At 65.8% G+C, this 22,193-nt stretch carries 24 protein-coding genes; 10 read left to right on the forward strand and 14 right to left on the reverse strand.

The features are described from left to right. The 4 genes from pyrF to XI05_RS34745 all read left to right on the forward strand — a co-directional run bounded on the left by pyrF (position 1) and on the right by XI05_RS34745 (position 2,785). Complete coding sequence (gene pyrF / locus XI05_RS34730; protein ID WP_271510309.1) at positions 1–711, forward strand: orotidine-5'-phosphate decarboxylase; 711 nt, start codon at positions 1–3, stop codon at positions 709–711. Between the two features lie 26 nt (positions 712–737). Next, positions 738–1,049: a DUF1330 domain-containing protein gene (locus XI05_RS34735; RefSeq protein WP_271510311.1), complete on the forward strand. Its 312-nt coding sequence runs from the start codon at positions 738–740 to the stop codon at positions 1,047–1,049. A gap of 273 nt (positions 1,050–1,322) precedes the next feature. Next, the gene (dapB, locus tag XI05_RS34740; RefSeq protein ID WP_271510313.1) at positions 1,323–2,138 is read left to right on the forward strand and encodes a 4-hydroxy-tetrahydrodipicolinate reductase; all 816 of its coding nucleotides are present in this window, start codon (positions 1,323–1,325) and stop codon (positions 2,136–2,138) included. A gap of 23 nt (positions 2,139–2,161) precedes the next feature. Further along, on the forward strand, positions 2,162–2,785 hold the full coding sequence (locus XI05_RS34745; RefSeq protein ID WP_271510315.1) for a 2,3-bisphosphoglycerate-dependent phosphoglycerate mutase: 624 nt from the start codon (positions 2,162–2,164) through the stop codon (positions 2,783–2,785). A 150-nt stretch (positions 2,786–2,935) separates the two neighbouring features. Here the strand turns inward: XI05_RS34745 and XI05_RS34750 are convergent, their stop codons facing one another. Then, complete coding sequence (locus XI05_RS34750) at positions 2,936–3,832, reverse strand: bifunctional helix-turn-helix domain-containing protein/methylated-DNA--[protein]-cysteine S-methyltransferase (protein WP_271510317.1); 897 nt, start codon at positions 3,830–3,832, stop codon at positions 2,936–2,938. A gap of 54 nt (positions 3,833–3,886) precedes the next feature. Then, positions 3,887–4,420 (reverse strand): DUF2244 domain-containing protein, encoded by a 534-nt coding sequence (locus XI05_RS34755; RefSeq protein WP_271510319.1) that lies wholly within the window; start codon positions 4,418–4,420, stop codon positions 3,887–3,889. Between the two features lie 22 nt (positions 4,421–4,442). On the opposite strand from XI05_RS34755, the gene nth reads away from it, so the two are divergent. Then, positions 4,443–5,195, forward strand: coding sequence for an endonuclease III (gene nth, locus XI05_RS34760; protein WP_271510321.1), 753 nt, complete (start codon positions 4,443–4,445; stop codon positions 5,193–5,195). 22 nt (positions 5,196–5,217) lie between these two features. Here nth and XI05_RS34765 read toward each other — a convergent pair whose 3' ends face one another. The 3 genes from XI05_RS34765 to XI05_RS34775 all read right to left on the reverse strand — a co-directional run bounded on the left by XI05_RS34765 (position 5,218) and on the right by XI05_RS34775 (position 9,229). Next, on the reverse strand, positions 5,218–5,958 hold the full coding sequence (locus XI05_RS34765; protein ID WP_271510322.1) for a sulfate transporter family protein: 741 nt from the start codon (positions 5,956–5,958) through the stop codon (positions 5,218–5,220). Between the two features lie 155 nt (positions 5,959–6,113). After that, positions 6,114–6,566, reverse strand: coding sequence for a nickel-responsive transcriptional regulator NikR (gene nikR / locus XI05_RS34770; protein WP_271510323.1), 453 nt, complete (start codon positions 6,564–6,566; stop codon positions 6,114–6,116). Between the two features lie 200 nt (positions 6,567–6,766). Continuing rightward, positions 6,767–9,229, reverse strand: a complete 2,463-nt coding sequence (locus XI05_RS34775) for a heavy metal translocating P-type ATPase (RefSeq protein ID WP_271510324.1) — start codon at positions 9,227–9,229, stop codon at positions 6,767–6,769. Positions 9,230–9,293: 64 nt separating this feature from the next. Here XI05_RS34775 and XI05_RS34780 point away from each other — a divergent pair, with 64 nt between their 5' ends. After that, entirely contained in the window at positions 9,294–9,569 is a 276-nt protein-coding gene (locus tag XI05_RS34780; RefSeq protein WP_271510325.1) for a metal-sensitive transcriptional regulator, read from the forward strand. 218 nt (positions 9,570–9,787) lie between these two features. Here XI05_RS34780 and XI05_RS34785 read toward each other — a convergent pair whose 3' ends face one another. Beyond that, entirely contained in the window at positions 9,788–10,744 is a 957-nt protein-coding gene (locus tag XI05_RS34785; protein ID WP_271510326.1) for a YiiX/YebB-like N1pC/P60 family cysteine hydrolase, read from the reverse strand. Positions 10,745–10,936: 192 nt separating this feature from the next. Between XI05_RS34785 and XI05_RS34790 the strand changes: the two genes are divergently transcribed. Next, positions 10,937–12,325, forward strand: coding sequence for a flavin monoamine oxidase family protein (locus tag XI05_RS34790; protein ID WP_271510327.1), 1,389 nt, complete (start codon positions 10,937–10,939; stop codon positions 12,323–12,325). On the opposite strand, the gene XI05_RS34795 is transcribed toward XI05_RS34790, so the two are convergent. The 6 genes from XI05_RS34795 to rpmI form a co-directional block, all read right to left on the reverse strand. Beyond that, positions 12,326–13,096: a sulfite exporter TauE/SafE family protein gene (locus tag XI05_RS34795; protein WP_271510328.1), complete on the reverse strand. Its 771-nt coding sequence runs from the start codon at positions 13,094–13,096 to the stop codon at positions 12,326–12,328. Positions 13,097–13,151: 55 nt separating this feature from the next. Beyond that, on the reverse strand, positions 13,152–15,560 hold the full coding sequence (gene pheT, locus XI05_RS34800; protein ID WP_271510329.1) for a phenylalanine--tRNA ligase subunit beta: 2,409 nt from the start codon (positions 15,558–15,560) through the stop codon (positions 13,152–13,154). Then, a complete protein-coding gene (locus XI05_RS34805; RefSeq protein WP_271510330.1) occupies positions 15,557–16,003 on the reverse strand; it encodes an endonuclease domain-containing protein in 447 nt (148 codons plus the stop codon). Before XI05_RS34805 ends, pheT begins: the two co-directional genes overlap by 4 nt. A 215-nt stretch (positions 16,004–16,218) precedes the next feature. Continuing rightward, positions 16,219–17,301, reverse strand: a complete 1,083-nt coding sequence (gene pheS, locus XI05_RS34810; RefSeq protein ID WP_271510331.1) for a phenylalanine--tRNA ligase subunit alpha — start codon at positions 17,299–17,301, stop codon at positions 16,219–16,221. A gap of 216 nt (positions 17,302–17,517) precedes the next feature. Then, the gene (rplT, locus tag XI05_RS34815) at positions 17,518–17,877 is read right to left on the reverse strand and encodes a 50S ribosomal protein L20 (protein WP_027550107.1); all 360 of its coding nucleotides are present in this window, start codon (positions 17,875–17,877) and stop codon (positions 17,518–17,520) included. Positions 17,878–17,956: 79 nt separating this feature from the next. Then, positions 17,957–18,157 (reverse strand): 50S ribosomal protein L35, encoded by a 201-nt coding sequence (gene rpmI, locus XI05_RS34820; protein ID WP_008539890.1) that lies wholly within the window; start codon positions 18,155–18,157, stop codon positions 17,957–17,959. A gap of 274 nt (positions 18,158–18,431) precedes the next feature. On the opposite strand from rpmI, the gene XI05_RS34825 reads away from it, so the two are divergent. Beyond that, positions 18,432–18,836: a hypothetical protein gene (locus XI05_RS34825; RefSeq protein WP_271510332.1), complete on the forward strand. Its 405-nt coding sequence runs from the start codon at positions 18,432–18,434 to the stop codon at positions 18,834–18,836. 65 nt (positions 18,837–18,901) lie between these two features. Here XI05_RS34825 and infC read toward each other — a convergent pair whose 3' ends face one another. Then, positions 18,902–19,441: a translation initiation factor IF-3 gene (gene infC / locus XI05_RS34830; protein WP_074447655.1), complete on the reverse strand. Its 540-nt coding sequence runs from the start codon at positions 19,439–19,441 to the stop codon at positions 18,902–18,904. Positions 19,442–19,693: 252 nt separating this feature from the next. Here infC and XI05_RS34835 point away from each other — a divergent pair, with 252 nt between their 5' ends. Together XI05_RS34835 and XI05_RS34840 are read left to right on the forward strand one after the other, a co-directional pair. After that, positions 19,694–20,482 (forward strand): alpha/beta hydrolase, encoded by a 789-nt coding sequence (locus tag XI05_RS34835; protein WP_271510333.1) that lies wholly within the window; start codon positions 19,694–19,696, stop codon positions 20,480–20,482. 140 nt (positions 20,483–20,622) lie between these two features. Further along, positions 20,623–21,093, forward strand: coding sequence for a nuclear transport factor 2 family protein (locus XI05_RS34840; RefSeq protein WP_271510334.1), 471 nt, complete (start codon positions 20,623–20,625; stop codon positions 21,091–21,093). 128 nt (positions 21,094–21,221) lie between these two features. On the opposite strand, the gene XI05_RS34845 is transcribed toward XI05_RS34840, so the two are convergent. Next, on the reverse strand, positions 21,222–22,019 hold the full coding sequence (locus XI05_RS34845; RefSeq protein WP_271510335.1) for an acyl-CoA thioesterase domain-containing protein: 798 nt from the start codon (positions 22,017–22,019) through the stop codon (positions 21,222–21,224). Positions 22,020–22,193: the final 174 nt, after the last annotated feature.

The following is a 22,193-nucleotide window of genomic DNA, read 5'->3' on the forward strand; positions in this document are numbered from 1 at the left end:
ATGACGCCAGCCGAAATCGCCCCGAAGGACCGCCTGATCGTAGGCCTCGATCTGCCCAGCGTGGATGCCGCGGAGGCGATGGTCGCAAGGCTCAGCGACAGCGTCACCTTCTACAAGATCGGTTATCGCCTCGCTTACGCCGGCGGGCTGCCCCTCGTCGCCAGGCTTGCCGACAGCGGCAAGAAGGTCTTTCTCGACCTCAAGCTGCACGACATCGGCAACACAGTGATGCAGGGTGTTCAGAGCATCACCAGGCTCGGCGCTACCTTTCTGACCGTCCATGCCTATCCGCAGACGATGAAGGCGGCGGTCGAAGGTTGCGCGGGCTCCGGGTTGAAAATTCTCGCCGTCACTGTGCTGACCTCCTACAACGACGACGACCTGCATGCGGCGGGCTATCGACTCCACGTTTCCGAGCTGGTCGAAGCGCGGGCGGCGCAAGCGCAGGCGCTTGGCGTCGCCGGCATCGTCTGCGCGCCGGAGGAGGTCGGCAATCTGCGCAAGATCGTGGGACACCAGACGAGCCTCGTCACCCCAGGCATCCGGCCGGCCGGCACGGCCGCTGGCGATCAAAAACGCATCATGACCCCCGGACGCGCGATCGCTGCGGGTGCCGACTACCTCGTCGTTGCGCGACCCGTGATCGAGGCCGTCGATCCCAAGGCAACAGCCGAAGCCATCCACGCCGAGATTGCGCAGGCGCTCGGTTAACCAACGAAACAACAGGGAGAAAAACAATGGCAAAGGGCTACTGGATCGGGCGTGTCGACGTCAGCAATGACGAGGGCTACAAGCCCTACGCGATCGCGAACGGTCCCATCTTCAAGAAATGGGGCGGCCGCTTCGTCGTCCGCGCCGGCAAGTTCACCGCCGTCGAAGGCGCCAGCCGCAACCGCAACGTCGTGATCGAATTCCCGGACTACGAGACCGCGCTCGCCTGCTACAACTCGCCGGAATACCAGGCCAACATCAAGGTGCGCCAGCCGCACTCGATCGCCGACCTCATCGTCATCGAGGGCTATGACGGCCCGCAGCCGCAGGACAGCTGAGGCTCTTTCTTACCCTCCCCTGGAGGGGCCCTGGAGGGGGAGGGTCGATCGCGCGCAGCGCGAGCGGGGTGGGGTGACGGTCTCTCCACGTCGAACAGTGCCCGTGGGGAGAGATCACCCCACCCCGTCTCACATTTCGCTGCGCTCAATGTGAGCCGACCCTCCCCCTCCAGGGCCCTCCAGGGGAGGGTAAGAGCGCGTCACCGCACCAGATCCCCCTCGGTTGCCGGAACTGCCTCCCCCCGCTACAACGGCTCCGAAGAGGATCACACCATGTCGGACATGCGGTTGATTGTTGCGGGAGCCGGCGGCCGGATGGGCCGGGCGCTGGTGCGGGCAATTGCCGAGAGCAAGGGTGCGGTGCTGGCGGGCGGGCTGGAGGCGCCGGGCTCCGATCTGCTCGGCAAGGATGCCGGCGTGCTCGCAGGCCTGCCGGCCAACGGCATCAAGCTTTCCGCCGATCTCTGGGCGATGTCCAAGGACGCCGACGGCATCCTCGATTTCACCGTGCCGGCAGCGACCATCGCCAATGTCGCGATCGCCGCCGAACGCGGCCTCGTGCACGTCATCGGCACGACCGGGCTGTCCGGCTCCGACAATGCGGTGATCAAGAGCGTCACCAACCGCGCCGTCGTGGTGCAGTCGGGCAATATGAGCCTCGGCGTCAATCTGCTCGCCGCCGTGGTCAAGCGCGTCGCCAAGGCGCTCGACCAGAGCTTTGACATCGAGATCGTCGAGACCCATCACCGCATGAAGGTCGATGCGCCCTCGGGCACGGCACTGATGCTGGGCCAGGCCGCAGCCAGCGGGCGTGGCGTCACCCTCGATGACCATTCCGAGCGTGGGCGTGACGGCATCACCGGCGCGCGCAAGCCCGGCCATATCGGTTTCGCCTCCTTGCGCGGCGGCACCGTCGCCGGCGATCACAGCGTGACCTTCCTCGGCGCGTTCGAGCGCCTGACGCTGTCGCATCAGGCCGAGGACCGCATGCTGTTCGCGCACGGCGCGCTCAAGGCGGCACTATGGGCGCACGGCAAGGCGCCGGGGCACTACTCCATGGCCGACGTGCTCGGCCTCGCCGATTTCTGATCGAACCCAACGGAAAGCAGTCAATGAGCGAACGTCTCCTCGTGCTCGTGCGCCACGGCCAGAGCGAATGGAATCTGAAGAACCTGTTCACGGGCTGGAAGGACCCTGACCTCACCGAACTCGGCGTGAAGGAAGCCAAGGAAGCCGGCCGCAAGCTGAAGGCGCAGGGCCTCGTGTTCGACGTCGCCTACACCTCGGTCTTGACGCGCGCGCAGCACACGCTCGATCTCATCCTCGGCGAGCTCGGCCAGGAGGGCCTGCCGACCTCAAAGGACCTCGCGCTGAACGAGCGCGACTATGGCGATCTCTCCGGTCTCAACAAGGACGACGCCCGCAAGAAATGGGGCGAGGAGCAGGTCCATGTCTGGCGCCGCTCCTACGACGTGCCGCCGCCCGGCGGCGAAAGCCTGAAGGACACGCTCGCGCGCGCGCTGCCGTACTACGTGCAGGAGATCCTGCCCGGCGTGCTCAACGGCAAGCGCACGCTGGTTGCCGCCCACGGCAACTCGCTGCGCGCGCTGATCATGGTGCTGGAAAAGCTCTCACCCGAAGGCATTTTGAAGCGCGAGCTCGCGACCGGCGTGCCGATCATCTACCGCCTCAACGCGGATTCGACGGTGGCCTCGAAGCTGGATCTGGCGGGTTAAGCGTGTGCCGCACGCGCGGTGCCGTAGGGTGGGCAAAGCGACTTGTCCGCCGTAGCTCGACGAGCGAAGGCGGAAGCGTGCCCACGCTCCGTCAGCGAATGAGAAAGGTGGTGGGCACGGCGCTATGCGCCTTTGCCCACCCTACGGCAGCTACTGCAGCCCCAGCTGCCCGGCCTCCCAGCCCAGCATGGCCTGCTTGCGCGTGATGCCCCAATGATAGCCGGTCAGCGTGCCGCTCTTGCCGAGCGCGCGGTGGCAGGGCACGACGAAGGAGACCGGGTTCTTGCCGACGGCCGCGCCGACGGCGCGCGAGGCCTTCGGATTGTTGATGTTGCAGGCGATGTCGGAATAGGACACCGCGCGCCCCATCGGAATTCTCAAGAGCGTCTCCCACACCCGGACTTCGAAATCGGTGCCGATCAGCACCACGCGCAGCGGCTGATCCGGCCGCCACAGTTTTGGATCGAAGATGCGCGCTGCGAGCGGCGCGGTGCCGTCGTGATCTTCCACATAGGTGGCGTTCGGCCAGCGCCGCGTCATGTCGGCGAGCGCGATCTTCTCCTCGCCGTGATCGGCGAAAGCGAGGCCCGACAAGCCGCGGTCGGTGGCGATCACGATCGCGGTGCCGAACGGCGAGGGATGGAAGCCGTAGCGCAGGGTGAGGCCGGCGCCGCCGTTCTTCCATTCGCCCGGCGACATCGCCTCATGCGTCACGAAGAGATCGTGAAGCCGGCCCGGCCCCGACAGGCCGGAGTCGAGCGCCGCGTCGAGGATGCTGGCGGAATCCCTCAGCAGGTTCTTGGCGTGGTCGAGGGTGAGCGCCTGCATGAAAGCCTTCGGCGTGATCGAGGCCCAGCGGCGGAACAGATGGTGCAGCTCATCCGGCGTCACGCCGGCCGCATCCGCCATCGCCTCGATGGTCGGCTGCGCGCGCCAGTTCGCCGAGATGAAGGCGATCGCCCGCCGCACCGAATCATAGTCGCGCAACGCGGCGTTCTGGGTGCCCGGTTTTGTCAGGCGCTGGTCATGTATCGCAAGGGTCATCATGACCGGAAATGTAGGGGAGGGGGCGGCGCGAAACCACCCGATTTCCGACTGTGCTCAGGTCACCGGATTATAGGTCGGGCCACGCCGCGCGGCGTTCAGGGCGACAACCAAGGCATTGTAAAAGCTTGCTTTTTCTTCCGGCCCGAGAAAGCTTCCGATGAGCAGCCGGCGGCCGCGGGAGATCAGATAGAGGTGCTCGATGCCGTATTCCTCGTCGACCTCCTGGTCGAGCCTGACCCAGAGCGGATTGAAGGTCCATTCGGCAACCTGGCCGCGATGGCTGACGCGTCGCACCCGCAATTCCGTCGGCGTCACCACGATCTCCTCGCTGGCCCGTGCCGCGCGAAAATTGACCTTGAAGGCCCACCAGATCACGAGCACGTCGAGACCGAAGAAGCCGAACACCGGCCAGGCGCCCATCATCAGGAAAGCGGCGCCCGTGACGAAGCTGACGGCGCTCAGGAACAGCATCACGGCGAGAAAGCCGGTGCGGTTCAGCGAGCGGTGCGGCGTCAGCAGCGCGGAGAAGATCTGAGGCTCGTCCTCGCTTTCAGATCGCGGCCGCGCAATTTCGTTGCCTGTGCTCATCGTCCATCAGTATATCCCGATCATGGCGAAAATCACCCGCAAGCCGGTCCCGCGCAAAGCGGCCGTGCCGAAGAAAAAGGCAAAGCCGGTCGCGACCAAGCCGAAAGCGCCCGCGAAGAAATCGCTCAAAGCCACCAGACCCTGGACTCCCGCCGAGGTCCACGAGGTCTTCAGCCGTTTCCGCAAGGCCAATCCGGAGCCGAAGGGCGAGCTCGAGCACGTCAATCCGTTCACGCTGCTGGTCGCCGTGGTGCTGTCGGCGCAGGCGACCGATGCCGGCGTCAACAAGGCGACGCGCGCGTTGTTCGAGGTCGCCGATACGCCGCAGAAGATGCTCGATCTCGGCGAGGAGCGCTTGCGCGACTACATCAAGACCATCGGCCTCTACCGCACCAAGGCGAAAAACGTGATCGCGCTGTCGGCCAAGCTGCTCAGCGATTTCGGCGGCGAGGTGCCGCGCACGCGGGCCGACATCGAGTCATTGCCCGGTGCAGGACGCAAGACCGCCAACGTCGTGCTCAACATGGCCTTCGGCGAGCACACAATGGCGGTCGACACGCACGTCTTCCGCGTCGGCAACCGCACCGGACTTGCGCCGGGCAAGACACCGCTCGAGGTCGAGCTCGGCCTCGAAAAGGTAATCCCGGCCGAGTTCAAGCTGCATGCCCATCATTGGTTGATCCTGCACGGCCGCTATACATGCCTTGCCCGCAAGCCGCGCTGCGAGGTCTGCCTGATCAACGATCTCTGTCGGTGGCCGGAGAAGACGGTCTGAGACAGCGCCGCGCCGGGCGCCGTCACCGCACCTGCCGCGCCGGCTCGATCAGCTCGGGCCGCGGGCCTGACAGGCGCTTGTGCATGTGGACCATGAAGGCCATGCCGAAGATCGGCGTCGCCAGATTGACGATCGGAATCGAGACGAAGGCGGCGATGAACAGACCGGCGGTGAAGATGGTCGCGGCATTGTCGCGCCGCATCGCCTTGGCTTCCTCCGGCGGGCGGAAGCGCATCGCGGCGAGCTCGAAATATTCGCGGCCGAGCAGCCACGCGGCGGCGACAAAGAAGATCAGGAAACCGGCGCCGGCGAACAGCACCAGCGGCAGAGCGATCAGATAGACCAGGATCGTCAGCAGCGCAGTCTTGATGCCCTCGAGCATCGCCTGGCTGAACGGCAGCGCGGCGCCCGGCCGCTCGGCGGGATAATGCTCGCGCTCGACGATCTCGGCGACGTCGTCGACGAACAGGCTCGCCACCAGCGAGGTGATCGCAGGCATCAGGAAGATGCCGCCGAACACCACACCGAGGCCCGCCGCGATCGAGACGATCCAGGAGAGAACCTCGAGCGAGGAATGCCAGCCCGGCCCGAGCAGGCCTTCCAGCCACACCTCGCCGGAGGTTGCAAACCAGCTGAGCAGCCGCTGCAAGCCGATCGCCAGCACGGTGATCAGCACCAGCGCGAGCCCGATCGACCGCCACAGGATCGAGCGCATCGGCGGCGAGATCATTTGCGACAGCGCCTTGATGGCGGCATCCAGCATGGGGGACCCTCGGAGGTAAACGACCTGCGAGAGGTAGAGATGCAGGGCGACTTCGGCAAGGGCGGGGGCTGCGCTGCCGTCGGCCGCGAGCGCGGCGCGAGCCCTTGCTTACCCTCCAGGGGAGGGTAAGAGTCGCCACTCTCTCCCAGAGTAGCCTACTCGTGCCGATGGCCATGCCCGTGCCTGCGCGCCTTCGCCGGCTTGCCGTCGCCCGTCGGGATCATCACCACGCGGCCGTAGCGCACGCCGCGCTCGGCGATGATGTGGTCGGCGAAATGCCTGACCTCGGCGGCCGCGCCGCGCAGCGCCGTCATCTCCATGCAATTGTTGTCGTCGAGATGGACGTGCAGCGTCGCCAGCGCGAGGTCGTGGTGGCCGTGGAATTCCTGCACCAGCCGTTTCGACAGATCGCGCGCCGCGTGGTCATAGACGTAGACGAGGCCGGCGACGCATTGGCCGGTCTGCGCGGTATCCTCGGCGCTCTGCTGCAGGCCGGCGCGCGCGAGGTCGCGGATGATCTCGGAGCGGTTCTGGTAGCCGCGCGCTTCGGCCGCGGCATCGATCTCCGCCAGGAGATCGTCCTCGATCGTGATCGTTATCCGCTGCATCAGGTCCTCCGCGGGCGCCGCTCTCTCTCACCTCGCCCCACTTGCGGGGAGAGGTCGGAATTCAAGCGTAGCTTGAATTCCGGGTGAGGGGGACTCTCCGCGAGTCCAACTGTCACCGGGATTGCGGAGACAGCCCCTCACCCCAACCCTCTCCCCGTAAGAACGGGGCGAGGGAGCGCACCTTTGTCGCCGCTGGCACCTCACAGCCGCGTCGCACGCAGCCGCAGCGCGTTGCCGACGACGCTCACCGAGGACAGCGCCATCGCCGCCGCAGCGATGATCGGGGAGAGCAACAGACCGAACGCCGGATAGAGAACGCCGGCCGCGATCGGAATCCCGGCGGCGTTGTAGATGAAGGCGAAGAACAGGTTCTGCCGGATGTTGCTCATCGTCGCCTGAGACAGTTTTCGCGCGCGGACGATGCCGACGAGGTCGCCTTTGAGCAGCGTCACGCCGGCGCTCTCCATCGCAACGTCGGTGCCGGTGCCCATGGCGATGCCGACCTCGGCCGCCGCCAGCGCAGGCGCGTCGTTGACGCCGTCGCCGGCCATGGCGACGCTGCGGCCGGCCTTCTGCAGCTTGGTCACCACCGCGCTCTTCTGGTCCGGCAGCACTTCGGCCTCGACCTCGGCGATGCCGAGCCGGCGCGCCACGGCCTCGGCCGTGGTGCGGTTGTCGCCGGTCAGCATGATCACCTTGATGCCTTCCGCCGCGAGCGCCTTCAGCGCCTCCGGCGTCGAGGCCTTGACCGGATCTGCGATCGCGAACAGGCCGGCCAGCCGGCCGTCGACCGCCATGTTGATCACGGTGGCGCCGTCGCCGCGCAGCCGTTCGGCTGCGGCGTCGAGCGATTGGGTATCGATGCCGATCGACGACAGATATCTGGCATTGCCGAGCACGACGGTCTTGCCGTCGACCTTGCCGGTCGCCCCCTTGCCGGTCGGCGAATCGAACTGCTCGACCTGGCCGAGGGGAAGCTGCTTCTCCTTGGCCGCGCGCACGATCGCATCGGCCAGCGGATGCTCGCTGGCGCGCTCGACGGTGGCCGCAATGCGCAGGATGTCATCCTCCGCGAAGCCGGACGCCGGCACGATCGTCACCACCTTGGGCTTGCCCTCGGTCAGCGTGCCTGTTTTGTCGACCACCAGCGTGTCGATCTTCTCCATCCGCTCCAGCGCCTCGGCGTTCTTGATCAGCACGCCGGCTTGCGCGCCGCGGCCGACGCCGACCATGATCGACATCGGGGTCGCCAGGCCCAGCGCACAGGGGCAGGCGATGATCAGCACGCTGACCGCCGCGACAAGGCCGAAGGCGAGCCGCGGCTCCGGTCCGAACCAGGCCCAGGCGGCAAAGGCGGCGATGGCGACGGCGATCACGGCGGGCACGAACCAGCCGGCGACCTGGTCGGCCAGGCGCTGGATCGGCGCGCGCGAACGCTGCGCATCCGCGACCATCTGCACGATCTGCGACAGCAGCGTCTCGCGCCCGACCTTGTCGGCGCGCATGATGAAGCTGCCGGACTGGTTCAGCGTGCCGGCGATGACTTTTGCGCCCGTTTCCTTGGTGACCGGCATGGATTCGCCCGTCACCAGCGATTCATCGAGCGACGAGCGGCCTTCGAGGATGATGCCGTCGACCGGCACCTTCTCGCCGGGACGGACGCGCAGGCGATCGCCGGCGTGGAGCGTGTCGATCTCGACCTCGTGCTCGCTAGCATCAGGCTCGACGCGGCGTGCGGTCTTCGGGGCGAGCTGGAGCAGCGCCTTGATCGCGCCCGAGGTCGCGTCGCGGGCGCGCAGCTCCAGCACCTGGCCGAGCAGCACCAGCACGGTGATGACCGCGGCGGCTTCGAAATAGACCGCGACCGCGCCTTCATGGCCGCGGAAGGTGGCGGGGAAGATCTGCGGTGTGACCGTGCCGAGCACGCTGTAGACATAGGCAACGCCCGTGCCCATCGCGATCAGCGTGAACATGTTGAGGTTGCGCGTCAGCAGCGATTGCCAGCCGCGCACGAAGAACGGCCAGCCGGCCCACAGCACCACGGGCGTTGCGAAGACGAGCTGGATCCAGTTCGACAGGGTCGGATCGATCCAGCTGTGGGGGCTTGCGAGATGGCCGCCCATCTCCAGCACCACCGGCGGCAGCGACAGCACGCCGCCGATCCAGAACCGCCGCGTCATGTCCGCGAGCTCCGGATTGGGGCCGGTCTCCAGGCTTGCGACCTCCGGCTCCAGCGCCATGCCGCAGATCGGGCACGTGCCCGGCCCGACCTGGCGGATCTGCGGGTGCATCGGGCAGGTGTAGATCGTTCCCGCGGGAAGCTCCGGTTCGGGTGCCTTCTCCTTGGCAAGGTACTTGGCGGGATCGGCGGCGAACTTGGTGCGGCAGCCGGCCGAGCAGAAATGGAAGGTCTCGCCATGATGTTCGAAGCGATGCTTCGAGGTCGCGGGATCGACGCTCATGCCGCAAACGGGATCTTTGACCTTGGTTGCGGCGTCGCCATGATCATGGCCGTGGTGATGGTCGTGGCCGGCATGATCGCCTTGGCCGCCGCAGCACGAGGAAGCCTCGGGCTTGGCCGCCGGCGCTGCCGCTTTCGTGGAACAGCCGCACCCGGAATGCGTGTCCGCGCTGTGACGATGCTCGTGCTCGTTGTTGTTCATTGCCATGGTCCGGCCTTTGACGCCTGGTCTTGAAACCTATACCCGGTAGGGGTATATAGACGCCATGCGCAAGGACATCAAGGCATCCGTCGGAAAACGCCTCAACCGGATCGAGGGCCAGGTTCGTGGCCTCTCGAAAATGGTCGAGGAAGACCGCTACTGCATCGACATCGTGACGCAGATCGCGGCGGTGCGCGCCGCGCTGCGCCGGGTCGAGGAAGAGGTTTTGAAGGATCACGTCGCGCATTGCGTCGAGCACGCCATCGCCAGCGGCGACAAGGCCGATCAGCGCGCCAAGATCGCGGAGCTGATGGCGGTGATCGGGCGGGCGGAACGGTAACCCGCGCTCTCTCCACCGTCATTGCGAGGAGCTCTTGCGACGAAGCAATCCAGACTGCCACCGCAGCGACAGTCTGGATTGCTTCGCTGCGCTCGCAATGACGCCAGGAGAAGTCTCGTAGGGTGGGCAAAGCGGAGCGTGCCCACCATCCCCGAGGGATCGCGTGAGAACGTGGGCACGGCGCTTCGCGCCTTTGCCCACCCTACGAGACGGCGAACCTAAGCTGCCATCTCCCGCGTCTGCGCGCGGTACATCGCGAGCTCGCTCAGCTGCACGAAATGTTCGGAGAAGGCCACGCTGGCTTGCGCGCTCACTTCTTCAGCCGGAATCTCAGTCGGCGTTTCTTCGTCAATCGCCTCAGGAACGAGCGGCGGCGCACGGAGCGTTTCTGGAAACACACTGAAAGTGCCCGCCACCTCCTCGAGCGGCTTTTGCTTGTCGGCCCAGTGCAGGGCGGTGTAGTCGAATCCATTGACGATGGTGGGCTTGACCACCTCGAAATAGGGCGAGATGTCGAAGTCGCGGGGCATGTAGAGTGAGGAATCGCGGATGTGCAGGATCTCGCGCCGTGCGGCGCGGCTGCCGGCCTTGGTGATCTTCGGCAGGATCGGATAGCGCACCGCATCGAACGCCTGCGCGATCAGGGCCGAGCAGATGATCTTGGTCGGGTCGCCCGAGCCGATCGCGATCATGCGCCGGCGCCAGCGCTGCGGTATCGGCAGCGGGAACAGGTAGCGCATGAGGTCGACGATGTTCTTGGTGTCGTAGCCGAAGCCGATGCGGTTGATCGCATAGCGGCAGACCGTGGTGCGGTCCTCATAGGACAGCCCGACCGGGCGGCAGAGGCGGGTGTGATAGGGGAAATATTTCGACAGCGGTGCCGAGGTGACGCCTTCGCCGATATTGGCCTCGATCAGAACATGCGGCTCGCCGTTGGGTTCCTCTGCCCCCTCGATCGGACCGACATAGAGGGCGGCATGCGACCAGGTCGACTGCGTCAAATATTTGATGATGCCGGAGATGCGGTTGTTGCCCTCGACCAGCAGCACGTCGCCGGGCGCGATGACGCCGCGCAGATGCTCCGGGTCGCTCGGCGTGAACGGCTCATAGCCCGGCACCTCCTTTGAGAGGTACGCGGCAATCAGCTTGCCGACAGAATCCAGGACCGTCCCCATCTCGAACTCCCCCCACGGCCTTTTCCGGCCGTCTTTTTCCCTTCTCTATCATGGTCGAAACGTGTTGCAATTCGGTTCATCGCTCTGTGAGATCAAGCATGATTGATTCACCATGATGGTTGCTGCGCAACATCAGATACGGCAAGGTTCGCGGGCTGTTCCCGTTCGCCGCAAGTCCCCGGAAACCATGACATGACAATCACGCGCCGCGGCTTCCTTTCGGCGTCCGCGGTCGTTGCGGCGATGCCGGTGCTGCGCGCATCCGCCGCGCCCCTGCCGCGCGAGGCCGACATCGTGGTGATCGGTGCGGGGGCTGCGGGAATTGCCGCGGCGCGGCGTATCATCGCGACGGGCCGCAACGTCATCGTGGTGGAAGCGTCATCGCAAGTCGGTGGCCGCTGCATCACCGACAGCACGACCTTCGACACCCCGTTCGACCGCGGCGCGCGCTGGATGCACAATCCCGACACCAACCCCATGATCCGGCTGGCGCGCAGTGCCGGGCTCGACGTGCTGCCGGCGCCCTCGGGCCAGAAGATGCGCATCGGCCGCCGCAACGCCCGCGCAGGCGAGACCGAGCAGTTCCTGGCCGCCCTGGTGCGCGCCAACCGTGCCATCGACGAGGCCGCGCGGGGCAAGCTCGATACCTCCTGTGCCTCCGTGCTGCCGAAGGATCTCGGCGACTGGGCCGGCGCGGCCGAGTTCATGCTGGGCGCGAGCTTCGCGGGCAAGGACCTGAAGGAGCTGTCCGCGATCGACAAGGGACGCGCGCAGGATCGCAACGCAGCGATCGCCTGCCGTCAGGGCCTGGGCACGCTGATCGCCAGGCTCGCCGAGCAGGCGCCGGTGGCGCTGGCGACACCGGCGAGCCGCATCGCCTGGAGCAACCGCGACGTCAGCGTCGAGACGCAGGCCGGCAAGATCACCGCGCGCGCCGCCATCGTCACGGTCTCGACCAACGTGCTGACATCGGGCGCCATCAAGTTCGCCCCCAACATTCCCAAGCGGACGCTGGATGCGGCATCGAAGCTCAGCCTCGGCAGCTACGATCGCATCGTGCTGCAGATGCCGGGCAATCCGCTCGGCCTGTCGCGCGACGACATCCTCATCGAGCAGAGCAATTCGACGCGCACGGCGCTGATGTTCGCCAACATCGGCGGCTCCTCGCTGTGCTCGATCGACGTCGGCGGCTCGTTCGGCCGCGAGCTCTCGGAGCAGGGCGAGAAGGCCATGGTCGCCTTCGCCAAGGAGTGGATCGCCAAGCTGTTCGGCAGCGAGGCTGCTTCCGCCGTGCAGAAGACCAGCGCCACGCGCTGGAATGCCTCGCCCTACGTGATGGGCGCGATGTCGGCGTCTGCGCCCGGCGGCCAGCTCTCGCGAAAGATCCTGACCGAGCCGATCGGCAATGTCTTCCTCGCCGGCGAAGCCACGCACGAGACGCTCTGGGGCACCGTCGATGGCGCCTGGGAAAGCGGCGAACGCGCCGCGGATGCAGCCCTGCGCAAGATCGGCGCGCTGAAGGACGAGCCAGCGGATGTGCCGACGCAGTCGACGAAGAAGCGGCGCGTGCCGAGGCAGTAGTTACCGCAACACGCCGTCCAACGCCGGCAGCCCAAAGATAACCGCCATCGCAATCAGCGCGTAGCAGATGCCGCGAAACACTTTCTCGCTCGCACGCCCGAACAGCGAGGCGCCGAAGGCGACGCCGAGGGCGTAGACGGGGCCGACGATCAGCGACAGCACCAGCGATTCGCGGCTGATCAGGCCGGTGGTTGCGTAGCTGACCATCGAGAAGAAATCCGACGCGCCGAAGAACAGCACGATGTTGGCGCGCGCCACGATCGGCGCGATCGGGCGGCCGAGCCAGTAGCCGACGATCGGCGGGCCGCCGGTCTGTGCGAGGCCACTGCAGAAGCCGGAGAGGCCGCCGATGCCGACCGACAGCCAGGCGTGGTCCTTGCCGCGATAGCGCCACCCCGACAGCAATAGCAGCAACAGCGCCGCGACGAAGCAGGAGATGATCCAGCGCGTGGTGACGGGTTCGAGCACGCTGAGGAAATAAGTGCCGATGGGTACGCCGATCAGCGCGCCCAGCACGATGACCGCGGTGGCCTTGCGATCGGCCTTCCGCCAGGCCTCGGGCAGCAGCGGCGCGGCCGCGACGAAGTCGATGACGAGCAGCAGGGCTGCAACGAGCCGCGGCGCCGCGATGCTGCTTGCCAGCGGCATGAAGATCAGCGCCGCGCCGAAGCCGGAGAAGCCGCGTGCGGTGCCCGAAACGAAAGCGACGGCGCAGAGCGCCGCCGCGATCGTCAGATTGACGTCCTTCGGAAGGAAGTCCACGAAGGTCATGCTCTATGACTCTCGAGCATGACTTTGTCCGAAAACCGCTTCACACTTTTCGGCGTCATGCTCGCAAAACGCCGCCGGTCTTCTTGGTGACCTCGGCCACGATCTTGGCGCCGACGGCCTCGATCTCCTGATCGGTCAGGGTTTTCTCGCGGGGCTGAAGCGTGACCGCGATCGCGATCGACTTCTTGCCGTCATCGATGCCCTTGCCCTCGTAGACGTCGAAGACGTTGACGCCGGTGATCAGCTTCTTGTCGATGCCTTGCGCGGCGCGAACGATGTCGCCGGCCTTGACGCCGCGGTCGACGATGAACGCGAAGTCGCGCGACACCGGCTGGAACGCCGAGAGCTCGATCACGGGCTTGGCACGCGTCGGCTTCTTCTTGGCCTCGGGGATGCGGTCGAGGATTACCTCGAACACGACAAGCGGCCCGTCGGCGCCGAGCGCCTCGAGCGCTCTGGGGTGCACTTCGCCGAAATAGCCGAGCACGTTCTGCGGCCCGATCTGGATCGTTCCGGAGCGGCCCGGATGCAGCCAGCTGGGACCACCCGCCACGATCTGCAGCGCCTGCATCGGCGCGCCGGCGGCCGCCAGCACCGCCAACGCATCGGCCTTGGCGTCGAACACGTCGGCCTGCGCCGAGCCGGACCAGTGCCGTCCGAGACCTTCAGATGAAGCAAGGCCGCGGCGCACGCCACTCGCCGCCATGAACTGGTCCTGCGGGCGATCGCCTTTGAACACCTGGCCGACCTCGAACAACGCGACATCGCCGAAGCCGCGATCGGCATTGGCCTGCGCCGCCGCGATCAGTCCGGCGAGCAGGGTCGGGCGCATGTCGGAGAGATCCGAGGCGATCGGGTTCGCTACTTCGAGCTCGCGCTGTCCGCCGCCGAACAATTCGGCCGCAGGTTTTGCGATGAACGACCAGGTCACGGCTTCGACCATGCCGCGGCTTGCGAGCGCGCGCCGCGCGCGGCGGGTGCGCAGCTGCAGCGGGGTCAGCACGGGCTTGCGCGCGTCCTCGCCGCGCTCGAACGGCGTCATCGGCACCTTGTCGACGCCGAAGATGCGGACGATCTCCTCGACGATGTCGGCCTTGCCGTGCACGTCGGAGCGCCACGAGGGCACCGCGACCTTCACCACCGGGCCGGGACCCGCCATCATGAAGCCGAGATGGGTCAGGATGCGCTTCATCTCGACCTGCGGCACCTCGATGCCGGAGAGGCGCTTCACTTCCGTGACCGGGAAGTCGATCACGCGGTCGTCGGCGAAGGCTTTTCCGACCACGACAGTTTCGGACGGCGTACCGCCGCACATCTCCATCACCAGCCTGGTCGCGAGCTCGACGCCGGGCACCATGAAGGCCGGATCGACGCCGCGCTCGAAGCGGTAGCGCGCGTCCGAATTGATGCCGAGCTTGCGGCCGGTCTGGGCGATGTTGATCTCGTTCCACAGCGCCGATTCGATCAGCACGTCAGTCGTGTTCTCGTCGCAGCCCGAGGCTTCGCCGCCCATGATGCCGGCGAGCGATTCGACGCCATGCTCGTCGGCGATCACGCAAACGGCGGGATCGAGATTGTAGGTGCGGCCGTCGAGCGCCAGCAGGCTCTCGCCCTCGCGCGCGCGGCGCACGACGAGATTGCCCTTCACCTTCCTGGCGTCGAACACGTGCAGCGGGCGCGCACGGTCGTAGGTCATGAAGTTGGTGATGTCGACCAGCGCGTTGATCGGACGCAGCCCGATCGCGGTCAGCCGCTTCTGCAGCCATTCCGGCGACGGTCCGTTCTTGACGCCGCGCACGAGACGGAGCGCAAAGCCCGGGCAGAGCGTGGTATCCTCGACCGTGACCTTCACGGGGCAGGGGAATTCGCCCTTGATCGGCTTGATCGTAGGGTCCTTGAACTTGCCCATGTCGGCGGCGGCGAGATCGCGCGCGATGCCATGCACGCCGGTGCAGTCCTGCCGGTTCGGCGTCAGATTGATCTCGATCACGGGATCGCCGAGCCCGGCCCATTCGGCGTAAGCAGCGCCGATCGGCGCGTCCGCCGGCAATTCCATGATGCCGTCATGGTCGTTGGAGATCTGCAGCTCGGCCGCCGAGCACAGCATGCCGCGGCTCTCGACGCCGCGAATGGTGCCGATTCCAAGCGTGATGTCCTTGCCGGGAATGTAGGTGCCGGGCGGTGAGAACACGCTGACGAGGCCCGTACGCGCATTCGGCGCGCCGCACACGACCTGCACCGGCGCACCACCGTCGCCGGTGTCGACCATGCAGACCCGCAGGCGATCCGCATTCGGATGCTGCTCGGCCGAGATCACCTTCGCAATGGTGAACGGCTTCAGCGCCTTCGCCTTGTCCTCGATGTTCTCGACCTCGAGCCCGATCATGGTGAGCTTGTCGGCGAGCTTGTCCAAAGGCTCGTCGGTCTCGAGATGATCCTTCAGCCAGGAGAGAGTGAATTTCATGGCTGCTTTTTCTCCACGGCGACGGTCTGCTCCCTTCCCCGCTTGCGGGGGAGGGTTGGGGAGAGGGCTCTCTCCGCAATGGCAGTGACTATGGTTTCAAGAACACCGGAACGGTTGGTCATGACATCGAGATTGCTGAAGCGGAGCACCTTGAAGCCCTTCGCTTCGATCGCGGCAGAGCGGCGCGCATCGGCGCGCTCGCCTCCGTCCGAAAAGTGTTGGCCGCCGTCGAGCTCGATGACGAGCTTGGCCGCGTGGCAGATGAAATCGGCGACGTAATTCTCGATCGGGACCTGGCGGCGAAAACTCGCGCCGTTCAACCGCCCGGCGCGGAGTTCCGCCCAGAGGATGGGCTCTGCATCGGTCGAGTCGCGTCTAAGCGCGCGCGCATTGGCCCGCAGCTTGTCGGATATTTTCCAATCCGGATGCTTGGGATCGACCATTGGCAGCCCCATCGCGGAGAAACCCTTTCCCCACCCCTCCCCCGCAAGCGGGGGAGGGAGTCCGACCTGTCGGGCGGACAGAGAATACGTACCCATGAGACGAACGCCACGCGGCCGCTCCATCCATTCCCTCCCCCGCTTGCGGGGGAGGGTCAGGGAGAGGGTTGTCTCCGCGGAGGAAACGGAGAGAGTCTTCGTATGGTGGAGACCGAGCATCACGTGCTCAACCCTCCGGCAAGCGTTGGTACTTCGAGCGGCTTGAAGCCGTAATGGGACAGCCAGCGGACGTCGCTGTCGAACAGCTGGCGCAGGTCGGCGATGCCGTATTTCAGCATGGCGATGCGGTCGATGCCCATGCCCCAGGCGAAGCCCTGGTACTCGTCGGGATCGATGCCGCAGGCGCGCAGCACGTTCGGATGCACCATGCCGCAGCCCAGGATCTCGAGCCAATCCTCGCCCTCGCCGAAGCGGATCTCGCCCTTGTCGCGGCGGCACTGGATGTCGACTTCGAGCGACGGCTCGGTGAACGGGAAGAACGAGGGCCGGAAGCGCATGTTGATGTGGTCGACCTCGAAGAACGCCTTGCAGAACTCGTGCAGGATCCATTTGAGGTGGCCGAGATGCGAGTGCTTGTCGATAACGAGGCCCTCGACCTGGTGGAATTGCGGCGTGTGGGTCGCGTCCGAATCGATGCGATAGGTGCGGCCCGGGCAGATCACGCGGATCGGCGGCTTCTGGCTCAGCATGGTGCGCACCTGCACCGGCGAGGTGTGGGTCCGCAGCAGCATGCGCGAGCCGTCCTCCCTCGGATGGAAGAAGAACGTGTCGTGCATCTCGCGCGCCGGATGGCCTTCCGGAAAATTCAGCTTGGTGAAGTTGTAGTCGTCGGTCTCGATGTCGGGGCCTTCGGCCACCGAGAATCCCATGTCGGCGAAGATGGTGGTGAGCTCGTCCCAGACCTGGCTCAGCGGATGGATGCGGCCAGCCTCCGCCGCCGTATCGCGCAGCGGCAGGGTGACGTCGACGGTCTCGGACGCCAGCCGCGCATCGAGCGCGGCCGACTTCAGCACGTCGCGTCGCGCCGCGAGCGCCTGGCTGACTTCGTCCTTGGCCTGGTTGATCGCCGCGCCTTGCGTCTTGCGCTCGTCCGGCGACATCTTGCCGAGCGTGGCGAGCAGCGCCGAGATCGAGCCCTTCTTGCCGAGGGCTGCAACGCGCACGGCCTCTAACGCAGCCTCGTCGGCAGCCGCGGCGATGTCGGCGATGATCTGGGCTTGGAGCTGGGCAAGATCGGTCATGGCAATCCCTTTTGGCCAGGATGCTGAGCCGATGATCCTAGCCCGTCACGCCCGGCCCAAAAGCGCGAAGCGCGTCTTCGCGTTAGATTCGCCGGGCATCCACGTCGGAGAAGTGTGCTTGCGCGAGAGATGACGGCCGAGGCGATGAAGCGCGAGACGCGCCTCTGCCCGGGCCATCACAAGCTCAATGCTGCGCAAGTTGCGCAGTTGGGCGGCTTACGCCGCCAGCGCGGCTTTGGCCTTCTCGGCGATCGCCTGGAACGCGGCAGGCTCGCGGATCGCGAGATCCGACAGCACCTTGCGGTCCACGGTGATGCCCGACTTGGCCAAGCCGTCGATAAATCGGCTGTAAGTCAGGCCGAACGGACGGACGGCAGCGTTGAGGCGCTGGATCCAGAGCGCGCGGAAGGTGCGCTTGCGACGCTTGCGGTCGCGGAAGGCGTATTGCTGGGCCTTCTCCACGGCCGGCTTGGCGGCCCGGATGGTGTTCTTGCGGCGGCCGTAGAAACCCTTGGCGGCCTTGTAGACTTTCTTGTGCTTGGCGTGGGCGGTCACACCGCGTTTGACGCGAGACATGACGAAATCCTTCAGAGATGACTTTGGTTATCGGATCGCCGCGCGGACGCGGCAGGGATGGCAATGATCGTGGACGCGATCAGGCGTTCGGCAAGAAGTACTTCTTGACGTTGTCGCCGTCGGTCTTGAACAGCACGCGGGTGCCGCGGAGCTGACGGATCTGCTTCTTCGTCCGCTTGATCATGCCGTGACGCTTGCCGCGCTGGGCGTGCATCACTTTGCCGGTGGCAGTCACCTTGAAGCGCTTTTTAGCGCCCGATTTGGTCTTCAGCTTGGGCATTTGGCTCTCCTAATGGCCACAGAGATCCGCCCGCGAAGGCGGCTGGACCGTCAAAAATGCTCGTTAGAGCGTTGATTGTGCTCAGGTTTTGCGAACAAGCGCGAAACCCGCACGAGACACCGCCACGGCAGCCCGTAAATCAGCCGGGCGGTGAAGGCTGGGCTTATGACAGAGGACAGGCCAATTGGCAACGATGAACCGCCGAAACCACCCCGCCGACTATTGAACGCTGCCACCCCTCACGTCCAAGCCTTCACGCTGAAGCAGGTCCAAAATGGCTCATTTTTCGCAACTTCTGATTTCACTGGCCGATTTCGCTCGTCCGCGCCATCTGGCGCTGTTCGCCGTGCTCGCCGCGGCTGCGCTGCCACAGGCCGCCGACGCCCGCGCCGGCGGCTATGACGGCATCTGGAACGTCACCTTCGCCACCACCCGTGGCAATTGCAGCTCCGGCTACAGCGTTCCCTTCACCGTGACAGGCACCCGCGTCTCCTCTGCCGGCGGCGGCCGGGTGTCGGGCCGGGTCAACCGCTCCGGCGCTGTCGCCGTGCAGGTCTCGGTCGGCGCGTCCCACGCCAGCGGCGGCGGCCGGCTCGCCCGCGTGAACGGCGCCGGGTCGTGGAAGGGCATCATTTTGGGCGACCAGTGCAGCGGCACCTGGCAGGCGACGCGGACCTGATACACAAACGGCCCGCCGGGGATCCGGACGGGCCGTTGCATTCTCAAGTCCCAAAGCGTTGCGCGTCAGCGCGGCGCCAGCACCATGACGACCTGGCGACCTTCGAACCGCGCGTCCTGCTCGACCTTGGCGAGCTCGGCGACGTCGGTCTTGATCTTGTCGAGCAGCTTGGTGCCGATCTCCTGGTGCGCCATTTCGCGGCCGCGATAGCGCAGCGTGATCTTGACCTTGTCGCCCTCTTCGAAGAACCGCTGCATTGCGCGCATCTTCACGTCGTAATCGTGATCGTCGATCATCGGGCGGAGCTTGATCTCCTTGATCTCGACGGTCTTCTGCCGCTTGCGGGCTTCCGCGGCTTTCTTCTGGGCGGAATACTTGTACTTCCCGTAGTCCATGATCTTGCAGACGGGAGGGCTGGTATTCGGCGAAATCTCGACCAGATCCATCCCGACTTCCTGCGCCATGCGGATGGCGACGACGGTCTCGACCGTACCTTTGTTGTCACCGGTCTGGTCGATCAGTTGGATCTGCGCATTGCGGATATCATCATTGATGCGCGGCCCGTCTTTGCTGGCAGCGGGCGGAGCTTTATTAGGACGGCGAATGGGTGGTTCTCCAAAGTTGTGAAAGAAGCGGCTATTTTGAAGGAAGATGCGTTTGCCGGCAAGCAAGTCGCTGGTACGAGGCGCGAAAAACCCTCAAATGCGAGGCATTTTGGTCACGGCCCCGGGGCACGCTGACCGACATAGACACCTTGCCTCTGTTCCGCAAGCGTCCCAAAGGACCAATAGCGATGCCGGTCGTGCTTTCGGAACAGGTCCGGACAGCTCAAACCGCACAGCAAGAGTAAACGTTCCATGACCGACGCAATTCCCGATGCCGCGCTTGGGTTCATCGATGTGGGCGAAGGGCCGTCCGCACGCAGGATCGCGGTGCGCCGCCGTCCCGGAAAAGGCCCCGGCCTGGTCTGGCTGGGCGGATTCAAGTCGGACATGCAGGGCGGCAAGGCCGTGGCGCTGGATGCCTGGGCCTATGAGCGCGGCCGTGCTGTGGTCCGGTTCGACTATTCCGGACACGGCGAATCCAGCGGTGATTTCGCCGACGGAACCATCGGCAGCTGGCTGGAGGACAGTGTTGCGGTGTTCGAGCGCTTCTGCGACGGCCCGCAAATCCTGATCGGCTCCTCCATGGGCGGCTGGATGGCGCTGCTGCTCGCGCGCGAGATCAAGAAACGTGGCGGCAAGGCGTCGCTCGCAGGGCTCGTGCTGATCGCACCGGCGCCCGATTTCACCGAAGAGCTGATGTGGAAGAATTTCTCGCCCGCGGTGAAGAAGGAGATCGAGACCAAGGGCTTCTGGCTGCGCCCGTCGGAATATGGCGACGGCACGCCCTATCCGATCACGCGGAACCTGATTGCGGAGGGGCGCAACCACCTCGTGCTCGGCAGCGCCATCGATCTCGGCTGCCCCGTCCGCATCCTGCAGGGCGCGAAGGATCCCGACGTGCCGTGGCAACACGCGTTTGCGCTGACCCATCGCCTGCCGGCCGACGACGTCGTGCTGACCATGATCCAGGACGGCGACCACCGCCTGTCCCGCCCGCAGGACATCGCGCGCATTCTTGCCGCGGTGGCGGAGATCGGGTGAAGTTGCAGTGCTCGCTGTCATTGCCCGCGAAGGCGGGCAATCCAGTATTCCAGAGGCCATCGTGCTCAAGCCGAGAAGCCGCGGCGTACTGGATGCCCCGCCTTCGCGGGGCATGACAGAAACGGGAAGGGAGATCGTCAATGACAACCGTTACCGCCATGCTGCGCGCCTTCTGCGACGCGGTCGAGCAGCGCAACGGCAAAGCCTTCGCCGAGCTGTTCACCGAGGACGGCGTCTATCACGACGTCTTCTACGGCGCCTTCGCCGGCCGCGCGAAGATCGCCGCGATGATCGACGACTGGTTCTATCGCACGGCGACGGATTTCCGCTGGGACATGCATGACCCCGTCACCGACGGCACCACGCTCTATGCGCGCTACACCTTCAGCTACAAATCGACGTTGCCGGAAGCGAACGCCGCGCGCGCGATGTTCGAGGGCGTCGCGATCATGACGCTGAAGGACGGCAGGATCGCGGGCTATCATGAAGTCGCAAACACCGCGCCGGCGTTCGTCGATTTGAAGTTTGCCCCGGAGCGGATCGCAAAGATCGTCGCCAAGCAGGGCGCCGAGCTCAAGGCGCGGTCGGAGATGCAGCGGCATCTAGGTTGACTGTCCCCACTTGTCATTCCGGGGCGCGACGAAGTCGCGAGCCCGGAATCCATCGCTCGGCAAGCCAGGAGACGAAATGGATTCCGGGCTCGCGCCAAGTGGCGCGCCCCGGAATGACAGCCGAAAAGCTACCGCTTCGACGGATTCGCCATCGGCTTGCGCTGCGCCAGCGCGGCCACCGTCGCGGTGCCGATCGGGCCCGCTTCGTCGTAGAGCCAGCATTCGCCGATCGCGACGCCGTCGGTGGCGTGGTGGTTCACCACCTCGAAGCCGATCCACGCGGTCACCGGCAGGCGGTGCAGATAGATCGTGACGTCGCTGTTGATGTAGCCGAGCCCCTGGTCGCCGGCATTGGCAAACGGGCTGGCAAAATCGGCGCCGGTGGCGACATGGACGAACGGCGTCATCGGGGCGCCGGCGACGAGCTCGCGCACCTCGCTCATCCACAGCCGGCGCGGGCCCAGCGAGCCCATATGGCCAACGATGGGGCGCGTCGCCCATTTGCCGTTCATGCCGAGCCTGGGATCGATCGGCTTGGGAATGTCGGATGGTTTCGGCGCATCCCAGTTCGGCGGCGACCACACATTGCCATCGGGATTCTGCGTCTTGCGCAGCAGCTGGCACGAGGCGCGCGCCATGCTGACGCCGCCGGAAAGAAACTCCGCCTCGACCACGCGGATGCGCAGTCCATCGCGCACCAGGCGCGTCGTCACCTCGATCGGCTTGTCGATGGTCGGCAGCCGGAACATGTCGACCGTGAGCCGCGCCGGCACGAATTCGGGCCCGGAATGGCGCTCCTCGATGACGAAGCCGAGCAGGCCGATGATGACGCGCCCGTGCAGCGATTTCGGATCCCATGGACCGTTGGCGACTTCCGTCGGATGGAATGTGTCACCGTCCCGGGTGAAGAAAGGCATGTTTGTCATGCGCGCGAGATTGCGGGAACGCGCCGGGAAATCAAGGGTGGTGGTGCCATCGTGAGAGGCGGGAGCGCAAGTTCTTGCCACCACAACGGGTGTCATCGCCCGGCTTGACCGGGCGATCCAGTACGCCGCGGCGGTTGTGGTTGAATCGACAGGCCGCGGTGTACTGGATTCCCC

The organism is Bradyrhizobium sp. CCBAU 11357, assembly GCF_028128865.1.
In the GTDB taxonomy this organism is placed as follows: Bacteria; Pseudomonadota; Alphaproteobacteria; order Rhizobiales; family Xanthobacteraceae; genus Bradyrhizobium.

Bases quoted from the DNA above. Each gene is read 5' to 3' on its own strand.
- pyrF (WP_271510309.1), top strand. From the start codon at position 1: ATGACGCCAGCCGAAATCGCCCCGAAGGACCGCCTGATCGTAGGCCTC.
- XI05_RS34735 (WP_271510311.1), top strand. From the start codon at position 738: ATGGCAAAGGGCTACTGGATCGGGCGTGTCGACGTCAGCAATGACGAG.
- dapB (WP_271510313.1), top strand. From the start codon at position 1,323: ATGTCGGACATGCGGTTGATTGTTGCGGGAGCCGGCGGCCGGATGGGC.
- XI05_RS34745 (WP_271510315.1), top strand. From the start codon at position 2,162: ATGAGCGAACGTCTCCTCGTGCTCGTGCGCCACGGCCAGAGCGAATGG.
- XI05_RS34750 (WP_271510317.1), bottom strand. From the start codon at position 3,832: ATGATGACCCTTGCGATACATGACCAGCGCCTGACAAAACCGGGCACC.
- XI05_RS34755 (WP_271510319.1), bottom strand. From the start codon at position 4,420: ATGAGCACAGGCAACGAAATTGCGCGGCCGCGATCTGAAAGCGAGGAC.
- nth (WP_271510321.1), top strand. From the start codon at position 4,443: ATGGCGAAAATCACCCGCAAGCCGGTCCCGCGCAAAGCGGCCGTGCCG.
- XI05_RS34765 (WP_271510322.1), bottom strand. From the start codon at position 5,958: ATGCTGGATGCCGCCATCAAGGCGCTGTCGCAAATGATCTCGCCGCCG.
- nikR (WP_271510323.1), bottom strand. From the start codon at position 6,566: ATGCAGCGGATAACGATCACGATCGAGGACGATCTCCTGGCGGAGATC.
- XI05_RS34775 (WP_271510324.1), bottom strand. From the start codon at position 9,229: ATGAACAACAACGAGCACGAGCATCGTCACAGCGCGGACACGCATTCC.
- XI05_RS34780 (WP_271510325.1), top strand. From the start codon at position 9,294: ATGCGCAAGGACATCAAGGCATCCGTCGGAAAACGCCTCAACCGGATC.
- XI05_RS34785 (WP_271510326.1), bottom strand. From the start codon at position 10,744: ATGGGGACGGTCCTGGATTCTGTCGGCAAGCTGATTGCCGCGTACCTC.
- XI05_RS34790 (WP_271510327.1), top strand. From the start codon at position 10,937: ATGACAATCACGCGCCGCGGCTTCCTTTCGGCGTCCGCGGTCGTTGCG.
- XI05_RS34795 (WP_271510328.1), bottom strand. From the start codon at position 13,096: ATGACCTTCGTGGACTTCCTTCCGAAGGACGTCAATCTGACGATCGCG.
- pheT (WP_271510329.1), bottom strand. From the start codon at position 15,560: ATGAAATTCACTCTCTCCTGGCTGAAGGATCATCTCGAGACCGACGAG.
- XI05_RS34805 (WP_271510330.1), bottom strand. From the start codon at position 16,003: ATGGTCGATCCCAAGCATCCGGATTGGAAAATATCCGACAAGCTGCGG.
- pheS (WP_271510331.1), bottom strand. From the start codon at position 17,301: ATGACCGATCTTGCCCAGCTCCAAGCCCAGATCATCGCCGACATCGCC.
- rplT (WP_027550107.1), bottom strand. From the start codon at position 17,877: ATGTCTCGCGTCAAACGCGGTGTGACCGCCCACGCCAAGCACAAGAAA.
- rpmI (WP_008539890.1), bottom strand. From the start codon at position 18,157: ATGCCCAAGCTGAAGACCAAATCGGGCGCTAAAAAGCGCTTCAAGGTG.
- XI05_RS34825 (WP_271510332.1), top strand. From the start codon at position 18,432: ATGGCTCATTTTTCGCAACTTCTGATTTCACTGGCCGATTTCGCTCGT.
- XI05_RS34835 (WP_271510333.1), top strand. From the start codon at position 19,694: ATGACCGACGCAATTCCCGATGCCGCGCTTGGGTTCATCGATGTGGGC.
- XI05_RS34840 (WP_271510334.1), top strand. From the start codon at position 20,623: ATGACAACCGTTACCGCCATGCTGCGCGCCTTCTGCGACGCGGTCGAG.
- XI05_RS34845 (WP_271510335.1), bottom strand. From the start codon at position 22,019: ATGACAAACATGCCTTTCTTCACCCGGGACGGTGACACATTCCATCCG.